This is a genomic window from Arenibacter arenosicollis (assembly GCF_014397245.1).
GTDB classification, from domain to species: Bacteria; Bacteroidota; Bacteroidia; order Flavobacteriales; family Flavobacteriaceae; genus Arenibacter; species Arenibacter arenosicollis.
Genome location: NZ_JACLHY010000021.1, coordinates 60360 through 84254 on the forward strand (window position 1 = coordinate 60360; position 23895 = coordinate 84254).

General features: G+C 38.8%; 20 protein-coding genes. 10 read left to right on the forward strand and 10 right to left on the reverse strand.

Going from position 1 to position 23895, the window contains the following annotated elements; genetic code table 11:
* Positions 1 to 39: 39 nt before the first annotated feature.
* From H4O18_RS17165 to H4O18_RS17175, 3 genes are all read left to right on the forward strand, one after another.
* Positions 40 to 753: a class I SAM-dependent methyltransferase gene (locus H4O18_RS17165; RefSeq protein ID WP_187586825.1), complete on the forward strand. Its 714-nt coding sequence runs from the start codon at positions 40 to 42 to the stop codon at positions 751 to 753.
* 61 nt (positions 754 to 814) lie between these two features.
* Positions 815 to 1594, forward strand: a complete 780-nt coding sequence (locus tag H4O18_RS17170) for a hypothetical protein (RefSeq protein WP_187586827.1) — start codon at positions 815 to 817, stop codon at positions 1592 to 1594.
* A 250-nt stretch (positions 1595 to 1844) separates the two neighbouring features.
* Positions 1845 to 2225: a RidA family protein gene (locus tag H4O18_RS17175; protein WP_187586829.1), complete on the forward strand. Its 381-nt coding sequence runs from the start codon at positions 1845 to 1847 to the stop codon at positions 2223 to 2225.
* On the opposite strand, the gene H4O18_RS17180 is transcribed toward H4O18_RS17175, so the two are convergent.
* From H4O18_RS17180 to H4O18_RS17195, 4 genes are all read right to left on the reverse strand, one after another.
* Complete coding sequence (locus H4O18_RS17180) at positions 2218 to 3069, reverse strand: N-acetylglucosamine kinase (RefSeq protein WP_187586831.1); 852 nt, start codon at positions 3067 to 3069, stop codon at positions 2218 to 2220. The genes H4O18_RS17175 and H4O18_RS17180 overlap by 8 nt on opposite strands.
* An 84-nt stretch (positions 3070 to 3153) precedes the next feature.
* Complete coding sequence (gene gap, locus H4O18_RS17185) at positions 3154 to 4155, reverse strand: type I glyceraldehyde-3-phosphate dehydrogenase (protein WP_187586833.1); 1002 nt, start codon at positions 4153 to 4155, stop codon at positions 3154 to 3156.
* Between the two features lie 24 nt (positions 4156 to 4179).
* Complete coding sequence (gene pfkA / locus H4O18_RS17190) at positions 4180 to 5166, reverse strand: 6-phosphofructokinase (protein WP_187586835.1); 987 nt, start codon at positions 5164 to 5166, stop codon at positions 4180 to 4182.
* A gap of 193 nt (positions 5167 to 5359) precedes the next feature.
* Positions 5360 to 9691 (reverse strand): translocation/assembly module TamB domain-containing protein, encoded by a 4332-nt coding sequence (locus H4O18_RS17195; protein WP_187586837.1) that lies wholly within the window; start codon positions 9689 to 9691, stop codon positions 5360 to 5362.
* 84 nt (positions 9692 to 9775) lie between these two features.
* Here H4O18_RS17195 and tsaD point away from each other — a divergent pair, with 84 nt between their 5' ends.
* The 7 genes from tsaD to H4O18_RS17230 all read left to right on the forward strand — a co-directional run bounded on the left by tsaD (position 9776) and on the right by H4O18_RS17230 (position 16655).
* Positions 9776 to 10801 carry a tRNA (adenosine(37)-N6)-threonylcarbamoyltransferase complex transferase subunit TsaD gene (gene tsaD / locus H4O18_RS17200; RefSeq protein WP_187586839.1) on the forward strand — a complete coding sequence of 342 codons (1026 nt, stop codon included), beginning with the start codon at positions 9776 to 9778 and terminating at the stop codon, positions 10799 to 10801.
* A gap of 117 nt (positions 10802 to 10918) precedes the next feature.
* Positions 10919 to 11266 (forward strand): TfoX/Sxy family protein, encoded by a 348-nt coding sequence (locus H4O18_RS17205; protein WP_187586841.1) that lies wholly within the window; start codon positions 10919 to 10921, stop codon positions 11264 to 11266.
* 91 nt (positions 11267 to 11357) lie between these two features.
* The gene (locus H4O18_RS17210) at positions 11358 to 12818 is read left to right on the forward strand and encodes an outer membrane protein assembly factor BamB family protein (protein ID WP_187586843.1); all 1461 of its coding nucleotides are present in this window, start codon (positions 11358 to 11360) and stop codon (positions 12816 to 12818) included.
* 36 nt (positions 12819 to 12854) lie between these two features.
* Positions 12855 to 13559, forward strand: a complete 705-nt coding sequence (locus H4O18_RS17215; RefSeq protein WP_187586888.1) for a 16S rRNA (uracil(1498)-N(3))-methyltransferase — start codon at positions 12855 to 12857, stop codon at positions 13557 to 13559.
* Between the two features lie 158 nt (positions 13560 to 13717).
* A complete protein-coding gene (locus tag H4O18_RS17220; protein ID WP_187586846.1) occupies positions 13718 to 14368 on the forward strand; it encodes a DUF4159 domain-containing protein in 651 nt (216 codons plus the stop codon).
* A gap of 3 nt (positions 14369 to 14371) precedes the next feature.
* On the forward strand, positions 14372 to 15460 hold the full coding sequence (locus H4O18_RS17225) for an AI-2E family transporter (protein ID WP_187586848.1): 1089 nt from the start codon (positions 14372 to 14374) through the stop codon (positions 15458 to 15460).
* A gap of 7 nt (positions 15461 to 15467) precedes the next feature.
* Complete coding sequence (locus tag H4O18_RS17230; RefSeq protein ID WP_187586850.1) at positions 15468 to 16655, forward strand: THUMP-like domain-containing protein; 1188 nt, start codon at positions 15468 to 15470, stop codon at positions 16653 to 16655.
* 110 nt (positions 16656 to 16765) lie between these two features.
* On the opposite strand, the gene H4O18_RS17235 is transcribed toward H4O18_RS17230, so the two are convergent.
* From H4O18_RS17235 to H4O18_RS17260, 6 genes are all read right to left on the reverse strand, one after another.
* On the reverse strand, positions 16766 to 17512 hold the full coding sequence (locus H4O18_RS17235) for a M15 family metallopeptidase (protein ID WP_246474383.1): 747 nt from the start codon (positions 17510 to 17512) through the stop codon (positions 16766 to 16768).
* A 157-nt stretch (positions 17513 to 17669) separates the two neighbouring features.
* Positions 17670 to 18389, reverse strand: a complete 720-nt coding sequence (locus H4O18_RS17240; protein ID WP_187586852.1) for a gluconate 2-dehydrogenase subunit 3 family protein — start codon at positions 18387 to 18389, stop codon at positions 17670 to 17672.
* Between the two features lie 3 nt (positions 18390 to 18392).
* Positions 18393 to 20114 (reverse strand): GMC family oxidoreductase, encoded by a 1722-nt coding sequence (locus H4O18_RS17245; RefSeq protein WP_187586854.1) that lies wholly within the window; start codon positions 20112 to 20114, stop codon positions 18393 to 18395.
* A 376-nt stretch (positions 20115 to 20490) separates the two neighbouring features.
* On the reverse strand, positions 20491 to 21324 hold the full coding sequence (locus H4O18_RS17250) for a sugar phosphate isomerase/epimerase family protein (RefSeq protein WP_187586856.1): 834 nt from the start codon (positions 21322 to 21324) through the stop codon (positions 20491 to 20493).
* Positions 21325 to 21367: 43 nt separating this feature from the next.
* A complete protein-coding gene (locus tag H4O18_RS17255) occupies positions 21368 to 22075 on the reverse strand; it encodes a gluconate 2-dehydrogenase subunit 3 family protein (RefSeq protein WP_187586858.1) in 708 nt (235 codons plus the stop codon).
* 4 nt (positions 22076 to 22079) lie between these two features.
* Positions 22080 to 23798 carry a GMC family oxidoreductase gene (locus tag H4O18_RS17260; protein WP_187586860.1) on the reverse strand — a complete coding sequence of 573 codons (1719 nt, stop codon included), beginning with the start codon at positions 23796 to 23798 and terminating at the stop codon, positions 22080 to 22082.
* Between the last annotated feature and the right edge of the window lie 97 nt (positions 23799 to 23895).

A 23895-nucleotide genomic window follows, 5' to 3' on the forward strand; every position in this document is an offset into this window, starting at 1 on the left:
GTTAAAAGTCTCACATTTGCATGTAAATAACAAATTTATATGACTAAGGACATTTTAGGCAATGCACTCTTGGATTATCAATCGGGCAATTATACTGAAGATATCAAGACCTATTCTTCCTTGGATGAAGAGGATATTATTCCTGTCCCCTACTTATTTAGGGACTATAAAAAAATGCCCCCTTTGGAACAAAAAGCCCTGAAGCTTTGCAAAGGCAGCGTCCTGGACATTGGTTGTGGCGCAGGTAGCCATAGTCTTTATTTACAAAAAAAAGGATTATCAGTTACAGCCTTGGACAATTCACCTGGAGCTATTGCTACCTGTAAGCAAAGGGGATTGGAGCAAACCGTTTTATCTGGCATCCACGATTTTGGCCTTCAGAAATACGATACCCTTCTAATGCTTATGAACGGAATAGGCATAGTTGGAAAATTAAAAAACATTGACTCCTTTTTTACACATTTAAAATCGCTCTTAAAACCTAACGGGCAGATTCTTCTGGATTCCAGTGATATAATTTATATGTATGATGAAGATGAAGATGGCGGATACTGGATTCCCGACGACCAAAATTATTATGGGGAGGTGACCTTTGAAATGGAATATAAAGGCGAGAAAAGCGACCCCTTGGATTGGTTGTATTTGGATTATAACACCTTACAACGTGCCGCAAACGCCAATAACTTGGCTTGTGAACTTGTAAGTAAAGGAAAACATTACGACTATCTAGCTAAACTTACACAACTAAGGTAATACCTATGGAAATTTGTCGTTATCTTTAAAGTAACATGCCCTTATTCCAAATTTATTGAAAATGAAGAAGTTATCAATTTTGTTTTTCTTGGCCTTTGCACTTATTCTAGGCTGTTCCAAGGACTCTAATGAAAGCGACACCTTAAAAGTAGACAAGACAGCAAATTTAAAAGGTCCAGGCGATTCCGCAAATGAATTCCTTTCTGCCTCCAAATTTAAAAACTTAACGATCGAAATTGGTTATGTAACCAATTTTAAACCTACAGAAACAGCTATTTCCAATTTTGTAGACCTTTTTAAAGAACGTACCCACAAGGATAATATAAGCATCATTTACAAGGAATTGGACTCCCCACAAAAGGATAGCCTTACTGTGGACGAAATAGCCGATTTAGAAAAAGAAAATAGAACAATTTACAATGATGGGGACACCTTGGGACTTTACATCTATTTTACCGATGCGTCATCCAGTGATGATAAGCCCGAAGAAGATTTGGTTACCCTTGGAGCTGTTTACAGAAATACTTCCATGGTCATATACGAAGCTACCATAAGAAAATTGGCCTCCAGAAGTTCCTTAATAAGTAACTCTACAGTAGAAACTGCCACATTAAACCATGAGGCCGGTCATTTATTTGGTTTGGTCGACTTGGGAACACCCTCAGTTAACGAGCATCAAGATCCAGATGCTAAAAGCCACTGTAATATTCAGAATTGTCTAATGCGGGCAGAACTACAATTTGGCTGGGGAATGGCCAAAATGCTGACTGCAAAAGGTGGAGCGGTCCCCAATTTTGGGGTGGAATGCATTGCAGACCTTCAGGCCAATGGAGGAAAGTAGCAACAAATCCCATTATTAAAACCGGGCATAGGTAGTGCTCAATTCTAATGATTTCTTCAACAAAACAGCAATAGACGTAAAGGAACCAAGGCCAAGGAATTTAAATTCCAAAAATAATTTTGTTGGATTCCTTCAAATTTAACTCGGGGTCTGGTTTCCAGTTTCTAGTTTCTAGTTTCTAGTTTCTAGTTTCTAGTTTCTAAAATTATAATTCCTAATTTTACAATTCATAAATATTGAATCCAGTCAAATGAAAAAAATAATTACCACAAAAAATGCCCCAGCACCAATAGGACCATACAATCAGGCCGTTTTAGCTGGCAATACATTATATATTTCAGGACAAATACCCATTGATCCCAAAACAGGAGAATTAGTGTCAGGGGATATAAAAAAGGAAACTGAGCAATCCATGCAAAATTTAAAAGCCATTCTTACCGAGGCAGGAATGACTTTTGAAAACGTTGTTAAATCGTCAATTTTCGTAAAGGATATGCACCAATTTGCACAAATAAATGAGGTATATGGCGCTTATTTTGATTCGGATACTGCTCCAGCTAGGGAAACTGTTGAAGTAGCAAATCTTCCTAAGTTTGTAAACGTAGAAATATCTATGATTGCGCTTAAATAGAAGCTCTGTGAAACTCAACAAGACCTTCAATTGGTCTTTGTCTAATAACACCCAATACTAAATCATTTCTTTCAACCACGGTTGCCAGTTCTTCACGCAAGTAATAGGCAATACTGCCCACAAAACTTACTGGAACTTTTGTGGCCAATTCAAACTGCATTATGTAGTTATTAATAAACTGCTGAAAGCCTTTGTCAATAACTCCTCTGCAATAAGGATGATTCTTATTTTCTACGATAAATCTAGCAAAAGTGGCAAGATAGGTATTGGGATTAGGTTGCTTGTACAAATTCTCCTTGATTACGTCAGCATCCAAATTATATTCCTTGGCGAACTTGGTAGCCAAATCTTGCGGCATTTTGTTAAAATAGTAGTCCCTAATCAATTTTCTCCCGAAAAAGTTACCACTACCATCATCCATAGGGATATACCCCAATGAGGTCACCTTTTGATGTAATTGTTCACCGTCATAATAACTACAATTGGAGCCAGTACCTAAAATACAAACTATTCCATGTTGCCCTAATTTCGTAGTTGCAAATATTGCGGCGTAAGTGTCTTCCTTTACTTCGGCTTTTGCCTTGGGAAAAAAATCGTTAAAAATCTCTGTCAAAAACTTTTTCATTCTATCGGTCCCACAACCGGCCCCATAGAAAAATAGGTGAGTAACCTTCTCCCTGTTCTTGGAAAGTTCAAAATTATTGGCCAAACGGTCTTCGATTACAGGACGGGTCAATACTTCGGGACTTAATCCTAAAGTTTGGGTCATGAACAACTGGTCACCCTTCTCATCCAAGGCAATCCAATCCGATTTTGTTGCGCCACTATCTACAATCAATATCATATAACAAGTTTATTAAAAAAGAATCCTGAAAATAAGCAAAATATCGCTCACTTTCAGGATTCATTAAATTATTACCCAATAAGATTATAATTTGTGTATGTATTGTGCTAAGTCAACCAATTTATTGGAGTATCCAGACTCATTATCATACCAGGAAACAACTTTAAAGAATTTTGAATTCAATTCAATTCCAGCTCCTGCATCAAAAATACTAGTTCTAGGGTCTCCAATAAAATCTTGGGAAACTACCGCTTCCTCGGTATATCCTAATATTCCTTTTAATTCACCTTCGGAAGCCTTTTTAAAAGCCTTCTTGATTTCTTCATAAGAAGTTTCCTTCTCTAAACGAACCGTTAAATCCACTACGGAAACATCAGCAGTTGGTACACGGAAAGCCATACCTGTTAATTTCCCCAACAAAGATGGAATAACCTTGGTAACGGCTTTGGCCGCACCTGTTGAAGCAGGAATAATATTCAAAAGAGCACTTCTACCACCTCTCCAATCTTTTCTGGAAGGACCATCAACGGTCATCTGAGTAGCTGTTGTAGCGTGAACCGTAGTCATTAAGGCTTCTTCAATTCCAAAGCTATCGTTCAATACTTTCGCCATTGGAGCCAAACAGTTGGTAGTACAAGAAGCGTTTGAAACAATTTTATCCGATGCTTTTGCATCTTTATGGTTAACACCCATTACAAACATAGGCGCATTGCTTGATGGAGCTGAAATAACCACTTTTTTGGCACCTCCGTCGATATGTGACTGTGCTGTTTCCAAAGTGGTAAAAATACCAGTACATTCGGCAACGATTTCTGCACCAACCTCATCCCACTTTAAATTTTTAGGATCTCTTTCAGCAGTAATTCTAACGGTTTTTCCGTTTACGACCAAATTACCATCCTTTACTTCAACAGTACCGTTGAATTTTCCATGTACAGAATCATATTCCAACAAATAAGCAAGATGTTCTACATCCAACAAATCGTTAATAGCAACTACTTCTACATTATCTCTTTCTACAGTAGCCCTGAAGACCAATCTTCCAATTCTACCGAAACCGTTAATCCCTATTTTCAAGTTTGACATTTTCTTTGTTTTTAATGTTTAAAATTATGTTGTCATGATATCGGAGACTCGCATGAGCTCCTTATCAATTTTGGTATGCCCTTTTATTGCCTTACTAATAGGCGTTAGTGTTATAGTATTATCCTGAATACCCACCATTAAGTTGGTTTTTCCTTCCAACAATGCTTCCACTGCCTTTACGCCCATTCTACTGGCCAAAACACGGTCGAAACAAGATGGCGACCCCCCTCTTTGCATATGTCCCAATACGGATACGCGAACATCATAGATCGGAAGGTGTTCCTCTACATATTCCTTAAGTTCAAAAACATTTTTACCTGTTTTATCCCCTTCGGCTACCACCACTATACTAGATGATTTGCCAGATTGCTTACTGCGTTTTAAAGATTCCAATAACCTTTCAAGACCAAGGTTTTCCTCTGGAATCAATATCTCTTCTGCTCCTGCACCAACACCTGCATTTAATGCGATATGGCCAACATCCCTTCCCATAACCTCTACAAAGAAGAGCCTATTATGAGAACTGGCCGTATCCCTAATTTTATCTATACATTCAACAGCTGTATTTAAAGCTGTATCAAATCCTAAGGTATAAGTGGTGCCAAAAATATCGTTGTCAATGGTACCCGGAATCCCAATTATTGGAAAATTAAACTCCTTATTAAAGGTAAGTGCTCCGGTAAAGCTACCGTCCCCACCAATAACTACAAAAGCATCTATGCCTGCAGCTATTAGTTGGTCATACGCTATCTGCCGGCCCTCTTTGGTCCTAAAAGGCATACAACGTGCCGACTTTAAGATAGTTCCTCCCTTGTTAATTATGTTGTTTACGCTACGCGCGTCCATTACCTTAAAATCACCTTCCATCATGCCTTCATATCCTCTATAGATACCAACGCATTCTACTTTTAAATAAGCACATGTACGTACGACTGCTCTAATAGCAGCGTTCATTCCCGGTGAGTCTCCTCCTGATGTAAATACACCAATCTTTTTTATTGCTGAAGCCATAAAAATTTTAAAAGGCAAAACTAGCAAACTTATTTCAATAAATACGCGACTTTGGCTTTAATTTGACAATAGTGGAGCACTAAAACGTTTGAGTTGAATATTTTCTTGAAAATTGTTAAATTCATAATCAATCTTTAGCAAAAAGTGATTTTTTCGGATTTGCCCAAATCGACTAAAACAGTCTCAAAATCAACTATTTTTTCTTTCCTAAAATTTTGAGCAGGAGCTCTTTAAAACTATTGAAATCTACCTGATAAGAGAGTCCAACACCTTGGGTATAACCCTGACGATCTGCAAGAAATTGTTGAATTTCATTCTCCCTGTTGAATATTTTTGCGCTTAAGGTCCCTTCTTCGTTTAACAAAATCTGAACTTCCACATCCCCCGCAACTACGGTTTCGGTTACTCCACCTACCGGAACCCCTACCCTTCCGTTAAGAAGCACGCGATCGCTGATTTGGGTGGACAAGGTTACCCCCACTCTATTTTCCGTTTGTATATCGGTACTCCTATCCAAAATACCCTGCTCATAGGACAACCCCAAATTCAATTTATCGTTATCGCCCGCCAATAAGGAATTGAGTATTCCTGAGGCAGACTGAAGAAGATTCCCTGTTACAGCTTGCTGATTGATACCCGTCTGGTCATTGACAAAAGAGCCCTGTGCCAATAAAAACAATGCGTTTCTTTCGGCAATCGTAGGATCCTGCAATCTATATTCCAATTCGGATTTAACAATGGAATTGGTCCCAGGAAAATCAATTCTCCAATCAATTATAGGACTTTCCAATTCGCCGGTTAGCCTTACTACCACATCTGTCGGTATCCGCCTCGTGTAACCCGGATTATCCAGCAATGGAGCCGGATTGGCATTCAAGGAATAAACAGCTTCCATATTTAATTGTGCCGCCAAGGGCTCCCTTTCCCACGTAATGTTACCTCCTGGCTTTACTTTAAAGGTTTTATCCACTATACCACCAAACTTATAACGAAACTGTCCCGTTACCACAACAAAGTCACCGTACATATTAAACTTGCCGTTGGTGTTAATTTCAATGAACAAAATCCCAGCACCTGTACCCTTCAGGGAACTGCCGGTTTTGGTATCCACAACAATTTCAACCTCGGCATCAGGGGTAACATCCAAGTTAAAGGCCAGCTCAAGCCCCTCCACCTCTTTTAGAACCCGCTGCGCCGTATCCGTATTTTCCGGCTTTTTACCTACGAAATTGATGAATGAAAAATCGCCAACACTAACTACATCGCTAATTGGAATTTTCAATGAGGTTCCCCTTGCCGTTTCCCCATCTACATTTATAGTAAGTGCGTTGGTTGGCCCAAATATTCTTCCGGTACCATTTAAATAACCAGCACCATAGTACAATACTTCTTCCTTGAACGGTGTATTCAGAATCAAGAAGCGGTCATTATTGGTGTCAACATCCAAATCCAAACTCCAATTTCTAAAAAACTTATGTGTAATGGTACCATCCAAGGTAGCTTTGGTATTCATGGCCACATCGGTAAGCTTAATTTTCTGAAAATTAAAGGTTTGATTGGTCAACCTAACCTTTGAGAAGGGTGCAAAACTATAATCAACATTTAAATAAGGGATTGCTATACCAGCTTCATTTAAGGATATCACACCACTCATATTGGGATTATTAATTGGTCCCTTTAATATTGCACTACCCTGCAATAACCCCCTAATATTGGTAATAACACCTTCGCCCAGCGGACTAAATGGTTCTAAATTAAACTTATTGAAATCTACTATAAGATTTGCTTGGGGAATCTCCTCCCGATTGGAAATATTGCCGACAACGCTAAGTTTTTCGAACCCTTTATCCACTAAGGAGGTATTCACAACAAAATCGGTTAGATCTCTATTGCCAACTATGCCAATGGACAGATCTCCCAACGTAATATCGTTGACGCCAAAGTTTTTAATATTCAAATTGGAGGACGGCAGATAAACATTGTCCTTTTGCAAAACGTTCAAGGTACCATTCACCTCCCCGTGCAACTTTAAACTATCTATAGCGGGCGTAATCTTGCCCAAGGTTACAATTTTAAACTGAAGCTCAACATCCTTATAAGTAGAATCGGCCAATTGACCTCTTAAACGAATTTGCTCCTGTTCATTATTGTTCATTACTATTTCCTCAATAGTAATACTATCCAAAGTTTTATTGAGAATTACCTTGTTCTTATTATTTCCATCCTTGTTCAGTATCCATTTGTTCCCCTTAAAATTTATATCCGAAGTTTTTAATCCAATAACGGATTTGTTCTCCTTATTAAAAGTATGGTAGAAATTCAGGTTATAGCTATCGTTGTATTCGCTACCCCCACGAAACTCCGTTCTAAAAAACAAGGTATCCTTTAAGGTAGTATTGATTAAATTAAAATCTTTTACATCATAGTAAGGGGTTGCAAGATCTCCGATGGAAACATAGGTGTTGAACAAGGGGTTCTTATTGTCTATCTTTACATCTATACTATCCAATTCATTGCCATAAGCAACTATACTTGGCGATTTGAAGGTGAGTTTAAAATCGCCCTCATCGGCAATGATATTTCCTTTTATAAACGTATTCGGGTCAAATTTCACCTCTGGAAAAAATACATCCACAATCTTGTTATAGATTTTAAAATTAAAGGCCAGTCTTTGATTTTTCGAAATGTTGAAAGGTCTATAATTGGTGTAAATACTTCCCAAAGAGTTTTGCAGTAATCTTCCAAGTTCCTTTACCTTAAAATTACCTTTTAAAAATCCGGTAATAATATCCGGGGAATTAATATCTATAATTCGTGTACTGTCATTTTCGAAGGTGGATGAAACTTTAAAATCCTCAAAGTAGTAGGTGTCGTTTTTGTTCTGATAATTGGTTTTGGTAAATTTTATATCCCCTACAATATTATCCAAGGAATTTCCGGTTATATCCATATTTACATCCCCTTTGAATATGGACACACTATCATTTATAAAGTTTATTTTTTTTAGATCCGCATAATCGACCGATGCGATAAAATTGAAATTATTTCTATTCTCAGCAAAATCTGCCAAACCTTTAAAACTAAACTTAATATTTTCGTCCTTGCACAACAGGGAACCATCAAAAAGCTGTTCTTTTATAATCCCAGATACGCTGATATCCTTATAATCATAGCCGTTAAAATTCAAGGAATACACTTGCCCTATTACTTCGGTATTTAAATATTCCATGACAACACCCTTACCCTCCACATTAAAATCCAGGTTGGTAATGCCCACCTCTTTTCTGTCAATTAGATTTCCAAGATCAAAATCGATCAAAGAGACAAACCCTTTATAGGAAGCATCGTCTATATGGTCAATATCGGTAAGTTCCAAATCTACATAGCTACTCCCAATGAGGGTATTAATGTTGGCTTTGGCATTAATGGAGGATTCTGTGATAAGTGCATCCCCACGTACTGTAAACTGTCCCAATTTCTGAATTGAGGACGGTAATACATCCAAAATATTGGGCAACAATGCCCTGAGCTCATAATAGCTGGATGTAATATTTTTCATATTTGCCGTCAGGGCAAATCTACCATCCTTAGCGAACAAATTTTTAAAATTAAAGTCCCCACGGATGCCTGTATTATCCATGGTTAAAAACAGGTCGTTGGTATTCAAATCGTTCAAAACCCCATCTGCTATGGTGGAGAATGAAACAATTTTATCACTTCCAAATTGATTATAAAGCAGGTTTACTTCATTCAAGGCCACGGTAGACTCAACAAATTCTGCATCAATTTTTACCTTATTCAAAAAATCCCTAAAGTCTTCCCTGTTATAATCGAATACCACTTTACCCAATAAATGGGATTGATTGGTCTTAATGCTTAACGAATCAAAACACATTTGCTGTTTTGTATACTTAAATTCGGTAGCCATTTTTTCTACCACCACACCCCTCGAACTCTTAAAGGACATCTTCTCTATATTGGAATTTACGTCCGGGCCAATTATGGTAAATTCGGAGGCCGAAATGTTTAGATCGGCAAAATTCAGCATTTCGGTTGTCTCTCGATTTTCATCAATGAGCTTAAATTTACTATCCGTTATTTCTACATCGGCGGAAGAAAAATAAAATGGGGGCGCACCGGGTTTACGAGGTTTTTTATCGTCCAATTTATCTATAAAAACCTCTAGATTGGTGTTTTTGTTATCCTGGTAGGTCTTAAGCTTAAAATTGAGTCGCTCAATGGCAATATCGCCAAACTCCAGTTTACCGTTCACCAAATTGCGAACATTTAGAATAGAAGTACTTAAATTATCTATATAGAATAGCGTATCCTGTTTATAATCTTCAATATAAACACCACTCAAAGAAGTATCCCATGAAATTAAGGAAATCTTTAAGCGCTCAATATTAATATTAGTCCCAAATTCCTTATTGATTTCAGTAGTGGCGTACTTGGCAAAACGGGTCTGGACAAATGGTAAGGAAAGTATAACACTACCCAAAACACAAATAAGAATGAGCACCAAAAATACTCTGACTAGAATTTTTCTTAATTTTTTGATAGGGCTTTATGTTTTACCTTTGTACATTCAAATTTTATTCCAAACAACGTGGAAAATAAAACTATTTATATTCTTGCCATTGAGTCCTCCTGTGATGACACTTCTGCTGCGGTATTATGCAACAATAAGACGCTGAGCAATGTTGTGGCCACGCAAAAAATACATGAGGAATATGGCGGGGTTGTTCCCGAACTTGCCTCAAGGGCACACCAACAAAATATTGTCCCTGTTGTGCACCAAGCGTTAGCTAAAGCAAATATCGATAAAAAACAGTTATCAGCCATAGCTTTTACACGCGGACCAGGACTTATGGGTTCTTTATTGGTTGGAACCTCCTTTGCCAAATCCCTATCCCTGGGATTGGACATTCCGTTAATAGAGGTAAACCATATGCAAGCCCATATTTTATCCCACTTTATTGAGGAAGAAAATTATAAAATACCTTCCTTCCCCTTTTTGGCAATGACCATTAGTGGAGGACATACGCAAATTGTACTGGTTAAGGATCATTTTGACATGGAAATTTTGGGAGAATCATTGGATGATGCTGTTGGGGAAGCTTATGACAAAAGTGCAAAAATATTGGGACTGCCCTACCCCGGAGGACCCTTGGTGGACAAATATGCACAATTGGGCAATGCAAAGGCATTCCCCTTTCCCAAACCCAAAGTGGACGGACTTAACTTTAGTTTTAGTGGATTAAAAACTAGTATACTCTACTTTATTCAACGCGAAACAAAAAACAATCCCAACTTTATTTCTGAAAATATAAACGACATATGTGCCTCCATCCAATATACCATCATCAATATTTTAATGGATAAATTAAAAAAGGCGGTAAAGCAAACAGGGATAAAACAAATAGCCATAGGTGGTGGAGTTTCGGCCAATTCAGGCATAAGACAGGCCTTGCAAAATGCGGAGGATAAATGGGGATGGACAACCTATATTCCTAAATTTGAATATTGTACGGATAACGCGGCCATGATCGGTATAGTGGGATACTTAAAATACAAAGAATTAAACTTTGTAGATCAAAGTGTTACCGCCAAGGCCAGATATGTGATTGAATGAAAGTGCTTAGTGCGAAAGGTTATAACTCAGGAAATAGTTCTAGTTCCTGTCAACAGATGATACAATCATAAAGCAATTCATTTACACATATTTTGTATCTTAAAATTTTTAAATGTCATGGCATACAATGAACAATTGGCTAAACGGCTTAGGGCTAGTTTTGAACTTCAACCCCAATCTGTCCGATCCAACATATCCGAAAAGAAAATGTTTGGTGGAGTTGCCTTTTTGTATAGTGGAAAAATGACCGTGGGTATTGTTAAAGACAATCTTATGGTCAGGGTCATATCCGACAAAATGGAGAAGACTCTAAAATCCAAACACGTAAGACCCATGGATTTCACAAAACGCCCCATGAAAGAATTTATTTATGTTTCACAAGAGGGAATTTCCAATGAGGAACAGTTATTAAATTATATTGAATTAGGACTGGAACACGCAAAACACAAACTGAATAATCTTTAATCATCACTTTTGAACAATTCAATTGTTCCTACTGAATTAGGGAACAACACCGACCACTTTATTTTTCCGAACCAAAAGGTTTAAAATAAATATGAGGTACAACATATTTCACATTGGCCTTTTACTCATGATTTTAGTTTTACAGAATTCTGTATTTTCACAAAAATCTTGGGTAAAAACATTGCCAGGTATCGGGACTTTTTCCTCTCCAAGAATAGCAGACCTAAATCAGGATGGTACTGGCGATATTATCATAGGGGCCGGGAAAGAGGAATTAAAGCCCTCCGATTCCGCTGTCATTGCCATAAGCGGCATAGACGGAAAGTTACTTTGGAAAGTGTCGGCAAAGGATCAAATATTTGGTTCGGCCACTCTTAAGGACATTAACAACGACCAAATATATGATGTTTTTATTGGGGGTAGATCGGCTCAATTATTGGCTATTAACGGGAAAACAGGAAAAATAATTTGGCGATTTAAACCACCAAAGGGTCAAAAAAAAGAATGGTTCAACTTTTACAATCCACAATTTATTCCCGATCAAAATAATGATGGACAGGAAGATCTATTGGTATCCAATGGAGGCAATGTACTGAAAGAACCCTATGACCCTGATAGACCCGTGGGCCATTTGATAATCTTAAACAGTAAGAATGGTGAGATAATCCAGAAAGCGCCCATGCCGGATGGAAAAGAAACCTATATGTCAGTGACCGTTTTACCTAATGTAACCCAAGAATTTAAGAATGTAATCTTTGGGAGCGGCGGAGAGACCATAGCTGGCAATCTTTATGCAACTTCCATTAAAGATATAATGACAGGGGATATATCCAACTCCATTACCTTAGCCAGTGGAGACTCCACAGGATTCATAGGACCCGCTGCCTGGGTGGATATTAATGATGATGGAGTACATGACATTGTGGCCAATACTTTTGACGGCAGAATGCTAGCATTGGATGGTAAAACTTACAAACCCATTTGGAGCGTTGTTATGCCGGATACGCAGGCCTACGGTTCCATTGCCATAGGCAATTTCACCGATGATTCCATCCCAGATTTTTTTACTTCCTACGCTCAAGGTAAGTGGCCAAATTTGGAATGGTCCAAACAAATAATGGTCAACGGAAAAAATGGAAAAGTAGAATTAAAGGATTCGTTGGGATATTATCAGATGAGCACGCCCATAGCGGTAGATTTAAACAATGATGGAAAAGAAGAGGCCATTCTGCCCATGAACTATCAAGTATTTGATAGCCTGCAAATGAAATATTTTTATAATGATCTGGCCATTATCGATTTTTCTAAAAAAGAAATCACCAAATTAAATTTAAATTACGAAGGCAATAATCTATCGTCAACGCCATGGGTTGGAGATTTAGATGATAACGGATTTTTGGATATCATTTATATTCATGGTACAAATCTTAAACAAACCTATACCTTTGACGGATTACAAATAAACCGGATAGACACAGATATCCCAATAAGCCAAAAAATAAAATGGGGAAGTTATATGGGCAGTAATTACAATGGGGTATATGACCATTAAACCCAAGTCTTCCTAAAATTGAAATTACCGATAATTATGCAACTGTTCTACCATCCCGAATTAGAAGACAACGCGGACCAATTTATTTTTCCAACCGACGAAAGCAGGCATATTTCCAAGGTACTGCGAAAAAAATCCGGGGATATCTTACAGATCACCAATGGCAAAGGTGTTTTTTTTGAAGCCCAAATACTGATCCCGGACCATAAAAAATGTACGGCTAAAATTATTTCCAGAACCCAAAAACCGCCAAAACCATATCAACTCCATATGGTGGTGGCACCTACCAAACTGAACGATCGTTTCGAATGGTTTTTGGAAAAAGCCACAGAGATTGGTGTTCATGAAATCACACCCATTATTTGCGACCATTCCGAAAGAAAAGTTATTAAAATGGACCGTATGGAAAAGGTAATTCAATCGGCCATGAAACAATCCTTACAGGCTTACTTGCCAAAATTAAATCCGGCCATCCCCTTTAAAGAGTTCATTGCCCAACCAAAAAATGGTGAGCTCTACATAGCGCATTGCGAAGAAGATAAAAAAAAGGAATTATCCCATATTGCCACCGCCAAAAATAATACCACAATCTTAATTGGCCCAGAAGGGGACTTCTCTCCTGAAGAGATACAATTGGCCCTACAAAACGGTTTTCAGGCCGTTGCCTTGGGCAACACCAGGTTGCGAACGGAAACTGCCGCTATTGTAGCCTGCACCGCCGTGGCTATGATTAACTTGTAAAATACTTCTTTAACGCATATTTTAATAAGAATACTTATTAAATCTATAGGGGTCCAATAATACTATTTGGCAAGACACCTAATATGATATACCCAGCCTTATTGTTTTTTAACTCGCTAATATTCTTAAATTTGAATACCTTAATTTTCCGCGTTTACATGAAGCAGTTGGTTGCAATCATTTTTATTTTCAATTTTTATATAGCTACAACTTTGCATGCCCAAGAAATTGCTATTTTAAAATACGGAGGTGGCGGCGATTGGTACGCCAATCCCACTGCACTTCCCAATCTAATAAAATACTGTAACCAACAATTAAGGACTACTATTGATCCCAAACCGAAAACGGTAGAAGTAGGAAGCCCAAATATATTTCAATATCCCTTTTTACATATGACGGGGCATGGAAACATATTTTTCACTCAGGAGGAGGCAGAAAACCTAAGAACCTATTTATTGGCAGGAGGTTTTTTGCATATAGATGACAACTATGGAATGGAACCTTACTTACGCAAAGAACTGGCCAAAGTATTTCCAGATAAGGAGCTTACTGAATTAGGTGCAGACCACCCTATATTTCGGCAGCAATTCCAATTTCCCAAAGGATTGCCCAAGATACATGAACATGATGGCAAGCGCCCCCAAGCGTTTGGAATCTTCGATCAAAATCGCCTTATCCTACTTTTTACATTTGAAAGCGATCTTGGTGACGGATGGGAAGACCCCGAAGTTCATAACGACCCTAAGGAGGTACGTTTAAAGGCTTTGCAAATGGGAGCTAATATAATCTCCTACGTTTTTAAAAGTTAAAATATGACATCAAAGAATATTGCAGAAGGTATTTTAAGGGCGCTTGGAATTGTTGTAGCGATTGTAATCCTCTTGATTTTTCTACAAAAAATTAGCGCAGTATTAATATACATTGCCATAGCGGCAGTGGCCAGCTTAATAGGACGGCCCATTGTTTTATTTTTTCGACAGAAGTTAAAATTCAATAACACCATAGCTGTTATTATTACCATGATATTCCTTGTTGGTATTGTTGCTGGGGTCATAGCCCTATTTGTTCCCTTGTTGATTCAACAGGGACAAAATTTATCCTTGCTCAACATAGACGCTTTACAGGGAAATTTAGAGGATTTATACCGACAGCTTTTGGAATATTTTGGTGTTAAATCCGAAGATTTGGAACAGGGTATTAAGGATTCACATTTGTTTTCGAACTTTAACTTTGGGCTTCTTCCAGATTTTCTGAATTCCGTAATCGGTATATTGGGTAGTTTTAGTGTAGGTCTGTTTTCAGTATTATTTATAGCCTTCTTCTTTTTAAAGGACAGCAAGCTTCTTGAGGAATCCATACTCACCTTGATTCCCAAAAACAATGAAAATAAATTTCAACATTCCATGGAAACCATTAAAAATCTACTTTCAAGATATTTTGTTGGTCTTGTGTTTCAAATCCTGATTTTGTTTGTCATTTATTCCATTGTACTGTTCGTTTTTGGGATAGAAAACGCCATAGTAATCGCCTTCCTTTGCGCCCTTCTAAACCTTATTCCTTATATAGGCCCTATCATTGGGGGAATATTGATGGCAGTTTTAACCATGACCAGCAATGTAGGAGCAGATTTTAGTACGGTGATTTTACCCAAAACCGGCTATGTGATGATAGGATTTATCATTGGCCAATTGGTAGACAATTTTTTTTCCCAACCCTTTATTTTCTCAAGCAGTGTAAAGTCGCACCCTTTGGAAATTTTTCTGATCATCATTATTGGAGGATTACTCCTTGGGGTTACGGGTATGATTATCGCGGTACCAGGATATACGGCTATAAAAGTCATATTAAAGGAATTTTTCTCCGAGAATAAGATTGTAAAATCCATTACAAAAAATTTATAATTCTACCTTGAATAAAAATATTTTAACATCTGAAATTCAAGATTTTATAAGCCAAAATTTAAGAGCGGACCTTATATCCATTTTATTGAAACCGTTGAATTTCAAGGGTGTAACCAACAAGGAAATTGCAGAACAAATTGAAGCCAAGATAAAATGCAAGGATAAACTTCCCACTTGGTTTGGCACGCCAAATATTTATTATCCCAACAAACTTAATATAGAACAGACCTCTTCCGAAACCACCGCCCAATATAAAGCAGGTCTATTAAGTGGTAAGTCGCTTTTGGATATGACAGGCGGCTTTGGAGTGGACAGTTATTATTTTAGCCGCTGCATGGAACAGGTGCATCATTGTGAAATGAACAGGAACCTATCTGAAATAGCCGAATATAATTATAAGGTTTTGGCCCGCACCAATATCCATACCCATGCAGATGATGGAATAGATTTTTTAAAGAATTCAGAAGTTGCATTCGATTGGGTATTTATAGATCCCTCTCGCCGACATGATGCCAAGGGAAAGGTTTTTTTATTGTCCGATTGCCTTCCGAATGTCCCCAATAATCTTGATGCCATTCTTGGGAGGGCCAAGAAAATTATGATAAAAACCTCCCCTCTACTGGATATATCGGCAGGTCTAAAGGAGTTGGACTTCGTTAAGGAAATTCACATAATTGCAATTAAAAATGAAGTAAAGGAAATCCTCTGGATTTTGGAACAGGCATGCGAAAACGAAGTATTGATAAAAACGTTAAACCTATTGGGACAGGAAACAGAACGGTTTAACTTTATGCTCCAGGAGGAAAAACTGGCGCTTTCCAACTTCTCCGAGCCACAAGAATATTTATACGAGCCAAATTCGGCCATCTTAAAGTCAGGAGCTTTTAAAACCGTGGGAAATAAATTTAATCTGTACAAGCTACACGATCACTCACATTTATACACAAATAGCAAACTATTGGCATTTCCTGGACGGACATTTGAAATCGTAAAAACCATCCCCTTCAACAAAAAAGAAATCAAAAAATTGAACTTAAACAAAGCTAATATTACGGTGCGTAATTTTCCAATGACCGTAGCCCAAATAAGGAAAAAGTTCAAAATAAAGGACGGTGGGGAAGCATATCTGTTTTTCACAACCAATCCCGAAGGTGAAAAAATTGTTGTTTACTGTAATAAAATAGGGACCAATTAGGACTCCTGGCTCCAAAAAAAAATGGCAGACTTCTCTCCCGACATAGATCGGGACCTTACAAAAACATCACTCACCCAAAAGTGATCAAATTATGATCTCTTCCGAAAGCATCAATCGCAATCCCATTTAAAATTAGCCACCTTGTCATTTGATGCGGTACCCAGATTGTAATGCCACCATTCCGTTCTAATGGACCAAAAACCATATTTTTCCATGGTTTCCTTCAACAACAACCTATTATTTAGGATTGATTTTGGCAGATCTAAGTTATCATGATAAGCCTTTTTTCCAAAAAAATCAAAATCGGTCCCCATATCCAATTCTTCGCCTTCCAAGGTAACCAATGTAATATCCACTGCACCACCTTTATTGTGGATAGACCCCTTTACTGGGTTTGCCACGTATTGCGGATTGGGTACTATGGCCCACATTTTATATTGCACATCATTGGGACGGTAGCAGTCGAAAAATTTTATTTTATACCCCTTACCCATAAGTTCCTTGTTGGCCAAAAGAAGTGCCTGGGCTGTTTTCACCCTTGTATAGCACTCTGCACAATCGTATACCTTGGCCTTTAAAAAATTGTTTTCGGTAGCATATCGGAGGTCATATACAAAATCATCACTGTAATCGGCTAACCTAACAAACAGGGTATCGGCTAGTCCTTCCAAAGATTTAAGTTTGGGCACTGGCAATTCTTCCTTCTTGGCATTAGTAATCTGTGCGGTATCTGTTGCTTTTAACTGGATCTCATTATCCTCTGCCTCCTTATTGTTTACCGCAACTTCCTTACAGCTAAAAAACAGCGGTAAGGCCAGAAGCATAATACCCATAAAAAATAAACACTTCCTACTCATTTTCTCCACTTCCAATTATAATTTTTTTTCACCAATCCATATTTCGATTAGTCGGCTTATTCCTATAGCTAAAAAGCCCCTAAACCGGGGCTTTAATACATATCCTAAGCGTATTATAATAAATACTTATGCTACTTATAACCGATTTAAATAAAATCTATGTCAATAGGTTACCTTTATCATCCCAGGTAGCGATTTCGTTTCTGGTGCTATGATCTATACATTTAGCAACCCATTCTGGATCGTAGGCCACACCATGCTGATCTAACACGTCCTGCGGAACACCATCCCATACGTTAGGTGTATTTCCCTTATATCCAAGTTCGGCGACTCCTACTTTCGAAGAATAATAGCCACAAATGGTTAATCCGCGCATCAAATAGAAAAATTGTATTTCAAGTGGTTGCACGTCCAACGATTTTTCGGGATCATGGTAACAGATCGTATCCAATATCTGCTTTTGTTGATCTAAGGTAATTAATTTAAACTCGGTTCCGAAATCGGCATTGCTCTTATGGTCCAACCACATTAGCCCCCCTTTAAGCGTAAGCTGCAACTCAGGGATATCCTTGCCCATAAATTCTATAAATTCCGGGACCTCGGCCTCTATTGGACCTCCATTGGGTTCCCTAGGAGGAAGTATTACGGTACTCAATACCGCTATAGTCTCCATTTCATGTTCCGTAAATAGCTGTTCTGCATTTAATTTTTCAATAAGCTCCAACTCCTCTGGGGTACGACCAAAATAATGGGTATTTTCAGCTGCAGCAACGGCTTCGTTAGCCGTATCCGGTCCATCGGTCTTACAGCCATGAAAGGCCAAGGCGGATGCGCCCGCACCAAGAATCATTGTTTGTATACTCTTTCTTCTATCCATGGTCTAGATATTTTGCTGTTTTAATTGTTCAATAATATAATCACTGGCGCGCCAAGATAATGCCAAAATGGTCCAAGTACAGTTCTTATCCGCTTGGGAAGTAAAGGGCCCTGCATCCACAATAAAGACATTGTCCACATCGTGCAACTGATTGAATTTATTAGTGACCGATGTTTTGGGATCATTACCCATTCTGGTAGTACCTACTTCATGTATAATACGTCCTGGAGCCTCTAGCCCATAATCGCGGTCCTTGCCCGGCTTTTCCCCTAAAGGCTCTGCCCCAATATTATGGAAAATCTCCTCAAAGGTGTCCTGCATATGCTTGGCTTGCTTAATCTCAAGATCTGACCATTTGTAGTTAAACTTCAATACTGGGATACCAAATTGATCCACGGTGGTAGGGTCAATTTCACAATAGTTCTCCTTACGGGCAATACCTTCACCCCTTCCGGCAACTCCCAATACGGATCCGTAATACTTTTTAACATCATCTCGCAAGCTATCCCCATAACCTCCTACTTTGATACCAAAGAACTTATTAAACTCATTGGGGTTAAAACTAAAACCATAGCCCGGCATCTTCATACCTCCGCCGACTTCGATATGGTATCCTCTAGGAAAATCCAACTTGGAATTATCTCCCCACCAAGGAGAGTATACATGATTACTGCCTACCCCATCCTCATTATAGGATACTTCTCTGTTCATCAATGCCGGTACGAAAGCAGCTCTACTTGCCCCGGTAGAATCGTGCAGGTACTTACCTACAACATCACTACTGTTTCCTAATCCGTTAGGATGCTGTTTACTTTTCGAATTCAAGAGAATACGGGCGGAACTACAGGCTGAAGCTGCCAAAACCACAACCTTGCCTTTTAATTTGTACTCTTTTCTATCGTCCTTACTGATGTAAGAAACGCCTGTGGCCTTGCCTTCTTCATTGGTGGTCACTTCCCGCACTACACAATTGACAAATAATTTAATACGGCCACCGCTTTTTTGCGCTGGAAATATAAGACAACTTCCTGATGAGAAATCGGCATAAACGGAACAGGAACGTGAACATTGTCCACAGTAGAAACACACACCACGGTCCGCATTAATTCTTTTGGTAAGCATAGAAAGTCTACCTGGAATAGTAGGTATTCCCGCCTTTTTAGCCCCATTTATATAGAAAAGCTCATGTAATCTTGGTTTTGGAGGGGGAAGGAAAAATCCATCCGGATCGTTTTCCAGTCCTTCATTGGTCCCAAATACCCCGATTAATTTATCTACTTTATCATAATACGGTTTTACATCATCATAACCTATAGGCCAGTCCTCACCATGACCGTCCCTGGTCTTCCCTTTAAAATCCTTTGGTCCAAAACGCAGAGAAATCCGCCCCCAGTGGTTTGTACGCCCCCCCAACATGTGAGATCGAAACCAGTCAAATTCAGTACCAGGTTCACGGGTATAAGGCTCTCCTTCTATCTCCCAACCGCCATATGCGGCATCAAATTCGCCAAAGGCCCTAGTTGTACCGGCTCCCCTTCTAGGAGATTCGTAATTCCATTTTAATTGGTTCATGGTCTTCGGGTCTGCCGGATCAAAAAATGGTCCAGCCTCGACAACCGCAACATTGAGACCGGCATCGGCCAACTGCTTTGTGGCCATACCGCCACCTGCACCCGAGCCGACAATTATTACATCATAAATTTCTGAGGATTCTTTTATCTGCATATTAGAATAAATTGATATTGAACTTCAATATAAGTTTAAAACGGAATCAAATTAGAATTTTTTAATCAAACAACCTCAAAATTCATGTAATTTGATATAAAACCATTGATAATTGATAATATATAATTAGATGAGGCAAATCTTTGAAAGCAACCCTTAAGATTAAGGTTCCAATTCCGCTACTTATAATTCTCAGGAATATAAAAATTATTTTCACCCATCTTCACAGAATTAAGCCACAACAATCTTCAGCATAGTTTCCTAAGAATTCATTCCTCAGACATCCACAGCCTATCTACTTCCCTTCAACAAATAATAAGGCCCCTGAATTGGGGCCTTTGAGTTATTACCAATACTATTTTGAATGGACGGGAAATTATTTTAACCCCTTTAAATACTCTAAACTCTTGGGGACCTGTGCCACAACCCTGGAACATTCGTCCTCTATAAACATATACTTGATGCCCAACCTCTTGGCCTCTGCTACAACTCCGGCTATATCTACTTCCCCAGTTCCCAAAACCACATTTGTTTCCACATCGGCATGGCCGGTATTATCTTTCTTTGTTCCTTTTTCCATATCCTTTAAATGCATTAAAATAAATTTGGAAGGATACTTTTTAAGTAATTTAAGCGGATCGACACCGGCGTGATGTACCCAATACACATCCATTTCAAAATCGAAATAGTTAGCATTCTCCGCCATATAATCGAACAGTGTCCCATCGTTATAAGGTCTAAACTCAAATCCGTGGGCATGATAGGCCAATTTTAATCCATTTTTCCTTAAAAGCCTTCCCGCTTTATTAAAGACCTCAACTGCCTTTTTAGTATCCTCTATACCAAAATTATTTCCATCGTGTGGTATCCATGCGCACATTACGTAGGTAGCGCCATAACTTTTGGCTTTTTTTACAACCTCTTCTGGATTATTTGCCAAATCGTCGAAGCCAGCGCCAACGCTAACCACCTTTAAATTATTTTTCGCAAGCAAGCCTTTAAACTTCTCCTCGGGCATCCCGTAGCTATCTCCACCTTCCAAAACAGTAATACCCCAATCATTTATCAATTTTAAGGTACTTGGAATATCTTCCTTAAACTGATTTCTAAGGCTGTATAACTGCAATCCAACTTCTTGGGCTATTACATTTGTAGTTCCGAAAAAAACTATGGCTATTAAAAATAGCCATAGTACCTGTAAATTCTTCATATTATTTATAGTTACATATATTCCTCATAATACTTTATAACTTCTAGGTCAACAAATTACCTTCGTCGTCCCATTCCGCCATTTCGTTACGCTTACTTTGATCCACGCATTTGGCCAACCATTCCGGGTCATAGGATTTGCCGTGCTTTGCCAAAACATCTTCCGGGACACCGTCCCAAACATTGGGCGAATTACCTTTATAACCTAAATCCTCAATTCCTTCCTTGGAGGTATAATAGCCTGTAACGGTTAAATTACGGATTAAGGAAAAGAATTGCTCCTCATAGGATGGATTCTCCTTATCCGGAAATGCTATGGCATCCAAAATTTCCTTTTGCTGGACTTCAGTAGCAGTTTTAAATTCCACTCCATATTCCTTATTGCTTTTATGGTCCAACCACATTAGTCCCCCTGCAAGAGGAGTTTGGTATTCAGGAATATCCTTTGCCATAAACTCTATAAAATCTGGAACCCCAGCATCCGTTGCACTACCATATGTGCCGCTGGCCGGTATAATTAAAGCGCACAACACGCCCAAAGTCTCCATTTGATGTTCATTAAAAAACTGTTCAGCATACAGCTTTTTCAACAATTCCTTTTCTTCCGGGGTACGCCCAAAATGTTTTTCCTCCTGTACCAGAGCATCGGCAGCTCCAGCCTCTTCTTCGGTTCCTGGTTTACATCCATTTATTGCCAGTCCCCCAGCTACACCTCCAAGAATAATGGACTTTATACTTTTTCTCCTATCCATAATACTAGATATTTTGTTTTTTCAATTGCTCAACTATATAATCTGATGTTCTCCAAGCCAAGGCCAGAATGGTCCAAGTTGGGTTCTTATCGGCTTGGGAGACAAAGGGACCCGCATCAACAATAAAAACATTATCCACATCGTGCATTTGTTCCCATTTATTAACTACAGAAGTTCTAGGATTATCCCCCATCCTTGTAGTACCTACCTCATGGATAATTTCTCCAGGGTTAAGCAAACCATAATCCCTATCTTTTCCCGCTGGTTTGCCTATGACCTGTCCACCCATATTGTGGATTATTTCCTCAAAGGTTCCTTGCATATGCCTGGCTTGTAGACGTTCGTGATCGGACCACTGATAATTAAAGCGCAATACGGGAATACCAAATTCATCAACCTTTCCTGGGTCAATTTCACAATAGTTACTTTCCAAAGCAATAGATTCCCCACGACCTGCAAAACCGATCATTGCTCCGTAATATTTCTTTACATCTTCCCTAAGGACATTGCCATAACCCCCAACTTTTTCACCAAAGAACTCGTTCAGCGCATTTGGGTTAAATCCAAACCCGTAGCTTGGCATCCCTAAACCGCCCCATATTTCTATATGATAACCTCTGGCAAAATCCAGTTTTTTATTGTCTAACCACCAAGGTGTGTACACGTGCATACCGCCTACACCATCTTCGTTGTATGTCTTTCTGTTCATCAAGTCAGGGACAAAGCCGGTCATTCCTCCTCCCGTGGAGTCGTGCAGATACTTTCCAACAACTCCGCTACTGTTGCCCAGTCCGGCCGGATGTTGCTTACTTTTGGAATTCAATAGGATTCTTGCAGTACTACAGGCCGATGCAGCCAGGACAACAATTTTCCCCTTTAATCCATATTCTTTTCGATCTTCCTTGTTGACATAAAGCACCCCAGTGGCCTTACCTTCCTCATTGGTAGTTACCTCTCGCACCATGGCATTCACAAAAAGGTCAATCTGACCTCCATTCTTTTGAGCAGGAAATATCAAACAGCTCCCTGCCGAAAAATCGGCATATATTTGACAGGACCTACCACATTGTCCGCAATAGAAACAGACCCCGCGATCGTTGTTTATCTTTTTTGTCACCATGGACATCCTTGAAGGGATGACCGGGATATTGGATTTCTTGGCTCCATCTATGTAATATAGTTCATGCAATCTCGGTTTTGGCGCAGGAAGGAAAAATCCATCCGGCTCGTTTTCCAAACCTTCCTTTGATCCAAAAACACCAATTAACTTGTCTACCTTATCGTAATATGGTTTTACATCTTCATAACCAATGGGCCAGTTCTCCCCAAGACCATCAATATCTTTATGTTTAAAATCGCGTTGACTAAAACGCAAGGAAATACGTCCCCAGTGATTTGTTCTACCCCCCAACATTCGAGACCTAAACCAAGAAAATTTTGATCCATTTTTTTGGGTATATGGTTCCCCTTCAATTTCCCAACCACCATATGCTGCATCAAATTCTCCAAATGCCCTTGTTGTACTGGCACCTCTACGTGGTGATTCATATGGCCATTTTAATTGTGTGATTTGTTCAGGGTTTTTAGGATCAAAAAATGGACCCGCTTCCACCACGGCCACTTTTAGTCCGGCCTCGGACAATACTTTTGTAGCCATACCTCCACCGGCACCCGACCCAACTATGATTACATCATAAATAGTTGAAGATTCTTTTATCTGCATATTCGAAGAATTAATTTAGAGGTTCAATATAAGTTTAAATGGAGTTTAATTTAAAATTTTTTATCCGAACGACCTCAAAATTCATGTAATTTGACAC

Excerpts from the sequence above, each read along its gene's own strand:
- H4O18_RS17205 (WP_187586841.1), top strand. The coding sequence starts at position 10,919 with ATGGCATACAATGAACAATTGGCTAAACGGCTTAGGGCTAGTTTTGAA.
- H4O18_RS17175 (WP_187586829.1), top strand. The coding sequence starts at position 1,845 with ATGAAAAAAATAATTACCACAAAAAATGCCCCAGCACCAATAGGACCA.
- H4O18_RS17220 (WP_187586846.1), top strand. The coding sequence starts at position 13,718 with ATGAAGCAGTTGGTTGCAATCATTTTTATTTTCAATTTTTATATAGCT.
- H4O18_RS17245 (WP_187586854.1), bottom strand. The coding sequence starts at position 20,114 with ATGCAGATAAAAGAATCCTCAGAAATTTATGATGTAATAATTGTCGGC.
- H4O18_RS17215 (WP_187586888.1), top strand. The coding sequence starts at position 12,855 with ATGCAACTGTTCTACCATCCCGAATTAGAAGACAACGCGGACCAATTT.
- gap (WP_187586833.1), bottom strand. The coding sequence starts at position 4,155 with ATGTCAAACTTGAAAATAGGGATTAACGGTTTCGGTAGAATTGGAAGA.
- H4O18_RS17235 (WP_246474383.1), bottom strand. The coding sequence starts at position 17,512 with ATGAGTAGGAAGTGTTTATTTTTTATGGGTATTATGCTTCTGGCCTTA.
- H4O18_RS17240 (WP_187586852.1), bottom strand. The coding sequence starts at position 18,389 with ATGGATAGAAGAAAGAGTATACAAACAATGATTCTTGGTGCGGGCGCA.
- H4O18_RS17250 (WP_187586856.1), bottom strand. The coding sequence starts at position 21,324 with ATGAAGAATTTACAGGTACTATGGCTATTTTTAATAGCCATAGTTTTT.
- H4O18_RS17180 (WP_187586831.1), bottom strand. The coding sequence starts at position 3,069 with ATGATATTGATTGTAGATAGTGGCGCAACAAAATCGGATTGGATTGCC.
- H4O18_RS17165 (WP_187586825.1), top strand. The coding sequence starts at position 40 with ATGACTAAGGACATTTTAGGCAATGCACTCTTGGATTATCAATCGGGC.
- H4O18_RS17210 (WP_187586843.1), top strand. The coding sequence starts at position 11,358 with ATGAGGTACAACATATTTCACATTGGCCTTTTACTCATGATTTTAGTT.
- H4O18_RS17170 (WP_187586827.1), top strand. The coding sequence starts at position 815 with ATGAAGAAGTTATCAATTTTGTTTTTCTTGGCCTTTGCACTTATTCTA.
- H4O18_RS17255 (WP_187586858.1), bottom strand. The coding sequence starts at position 22,075 with ATGGATAGGAGAAAAAGTATAAAGTCCATTATTCTTGGAGGTGTAGCT.
- H4O18_RS17225 (WP_187586848.1), top strand. The coding sequence starts at position 14,372 with ATGACATCAAAGAATATTGCAGAAGGTATTTTAAGGGCGCTTGGAATT.
- H4O18_RS17260 (WP_187586860.1), bottom strand. The coding sequence starts at position 23,798 with ATGCAGATAAAAGAATCTTCAACTATTTATGATGTAATCATAGTTGGG.
- pfkA (WP_187586835.1), bottom strand. The coding sequence starts at position 5,166 with ATGGCTTCAGCAATAAAAAAGATTGGTGTATTTACATCAGGAGGAGAC.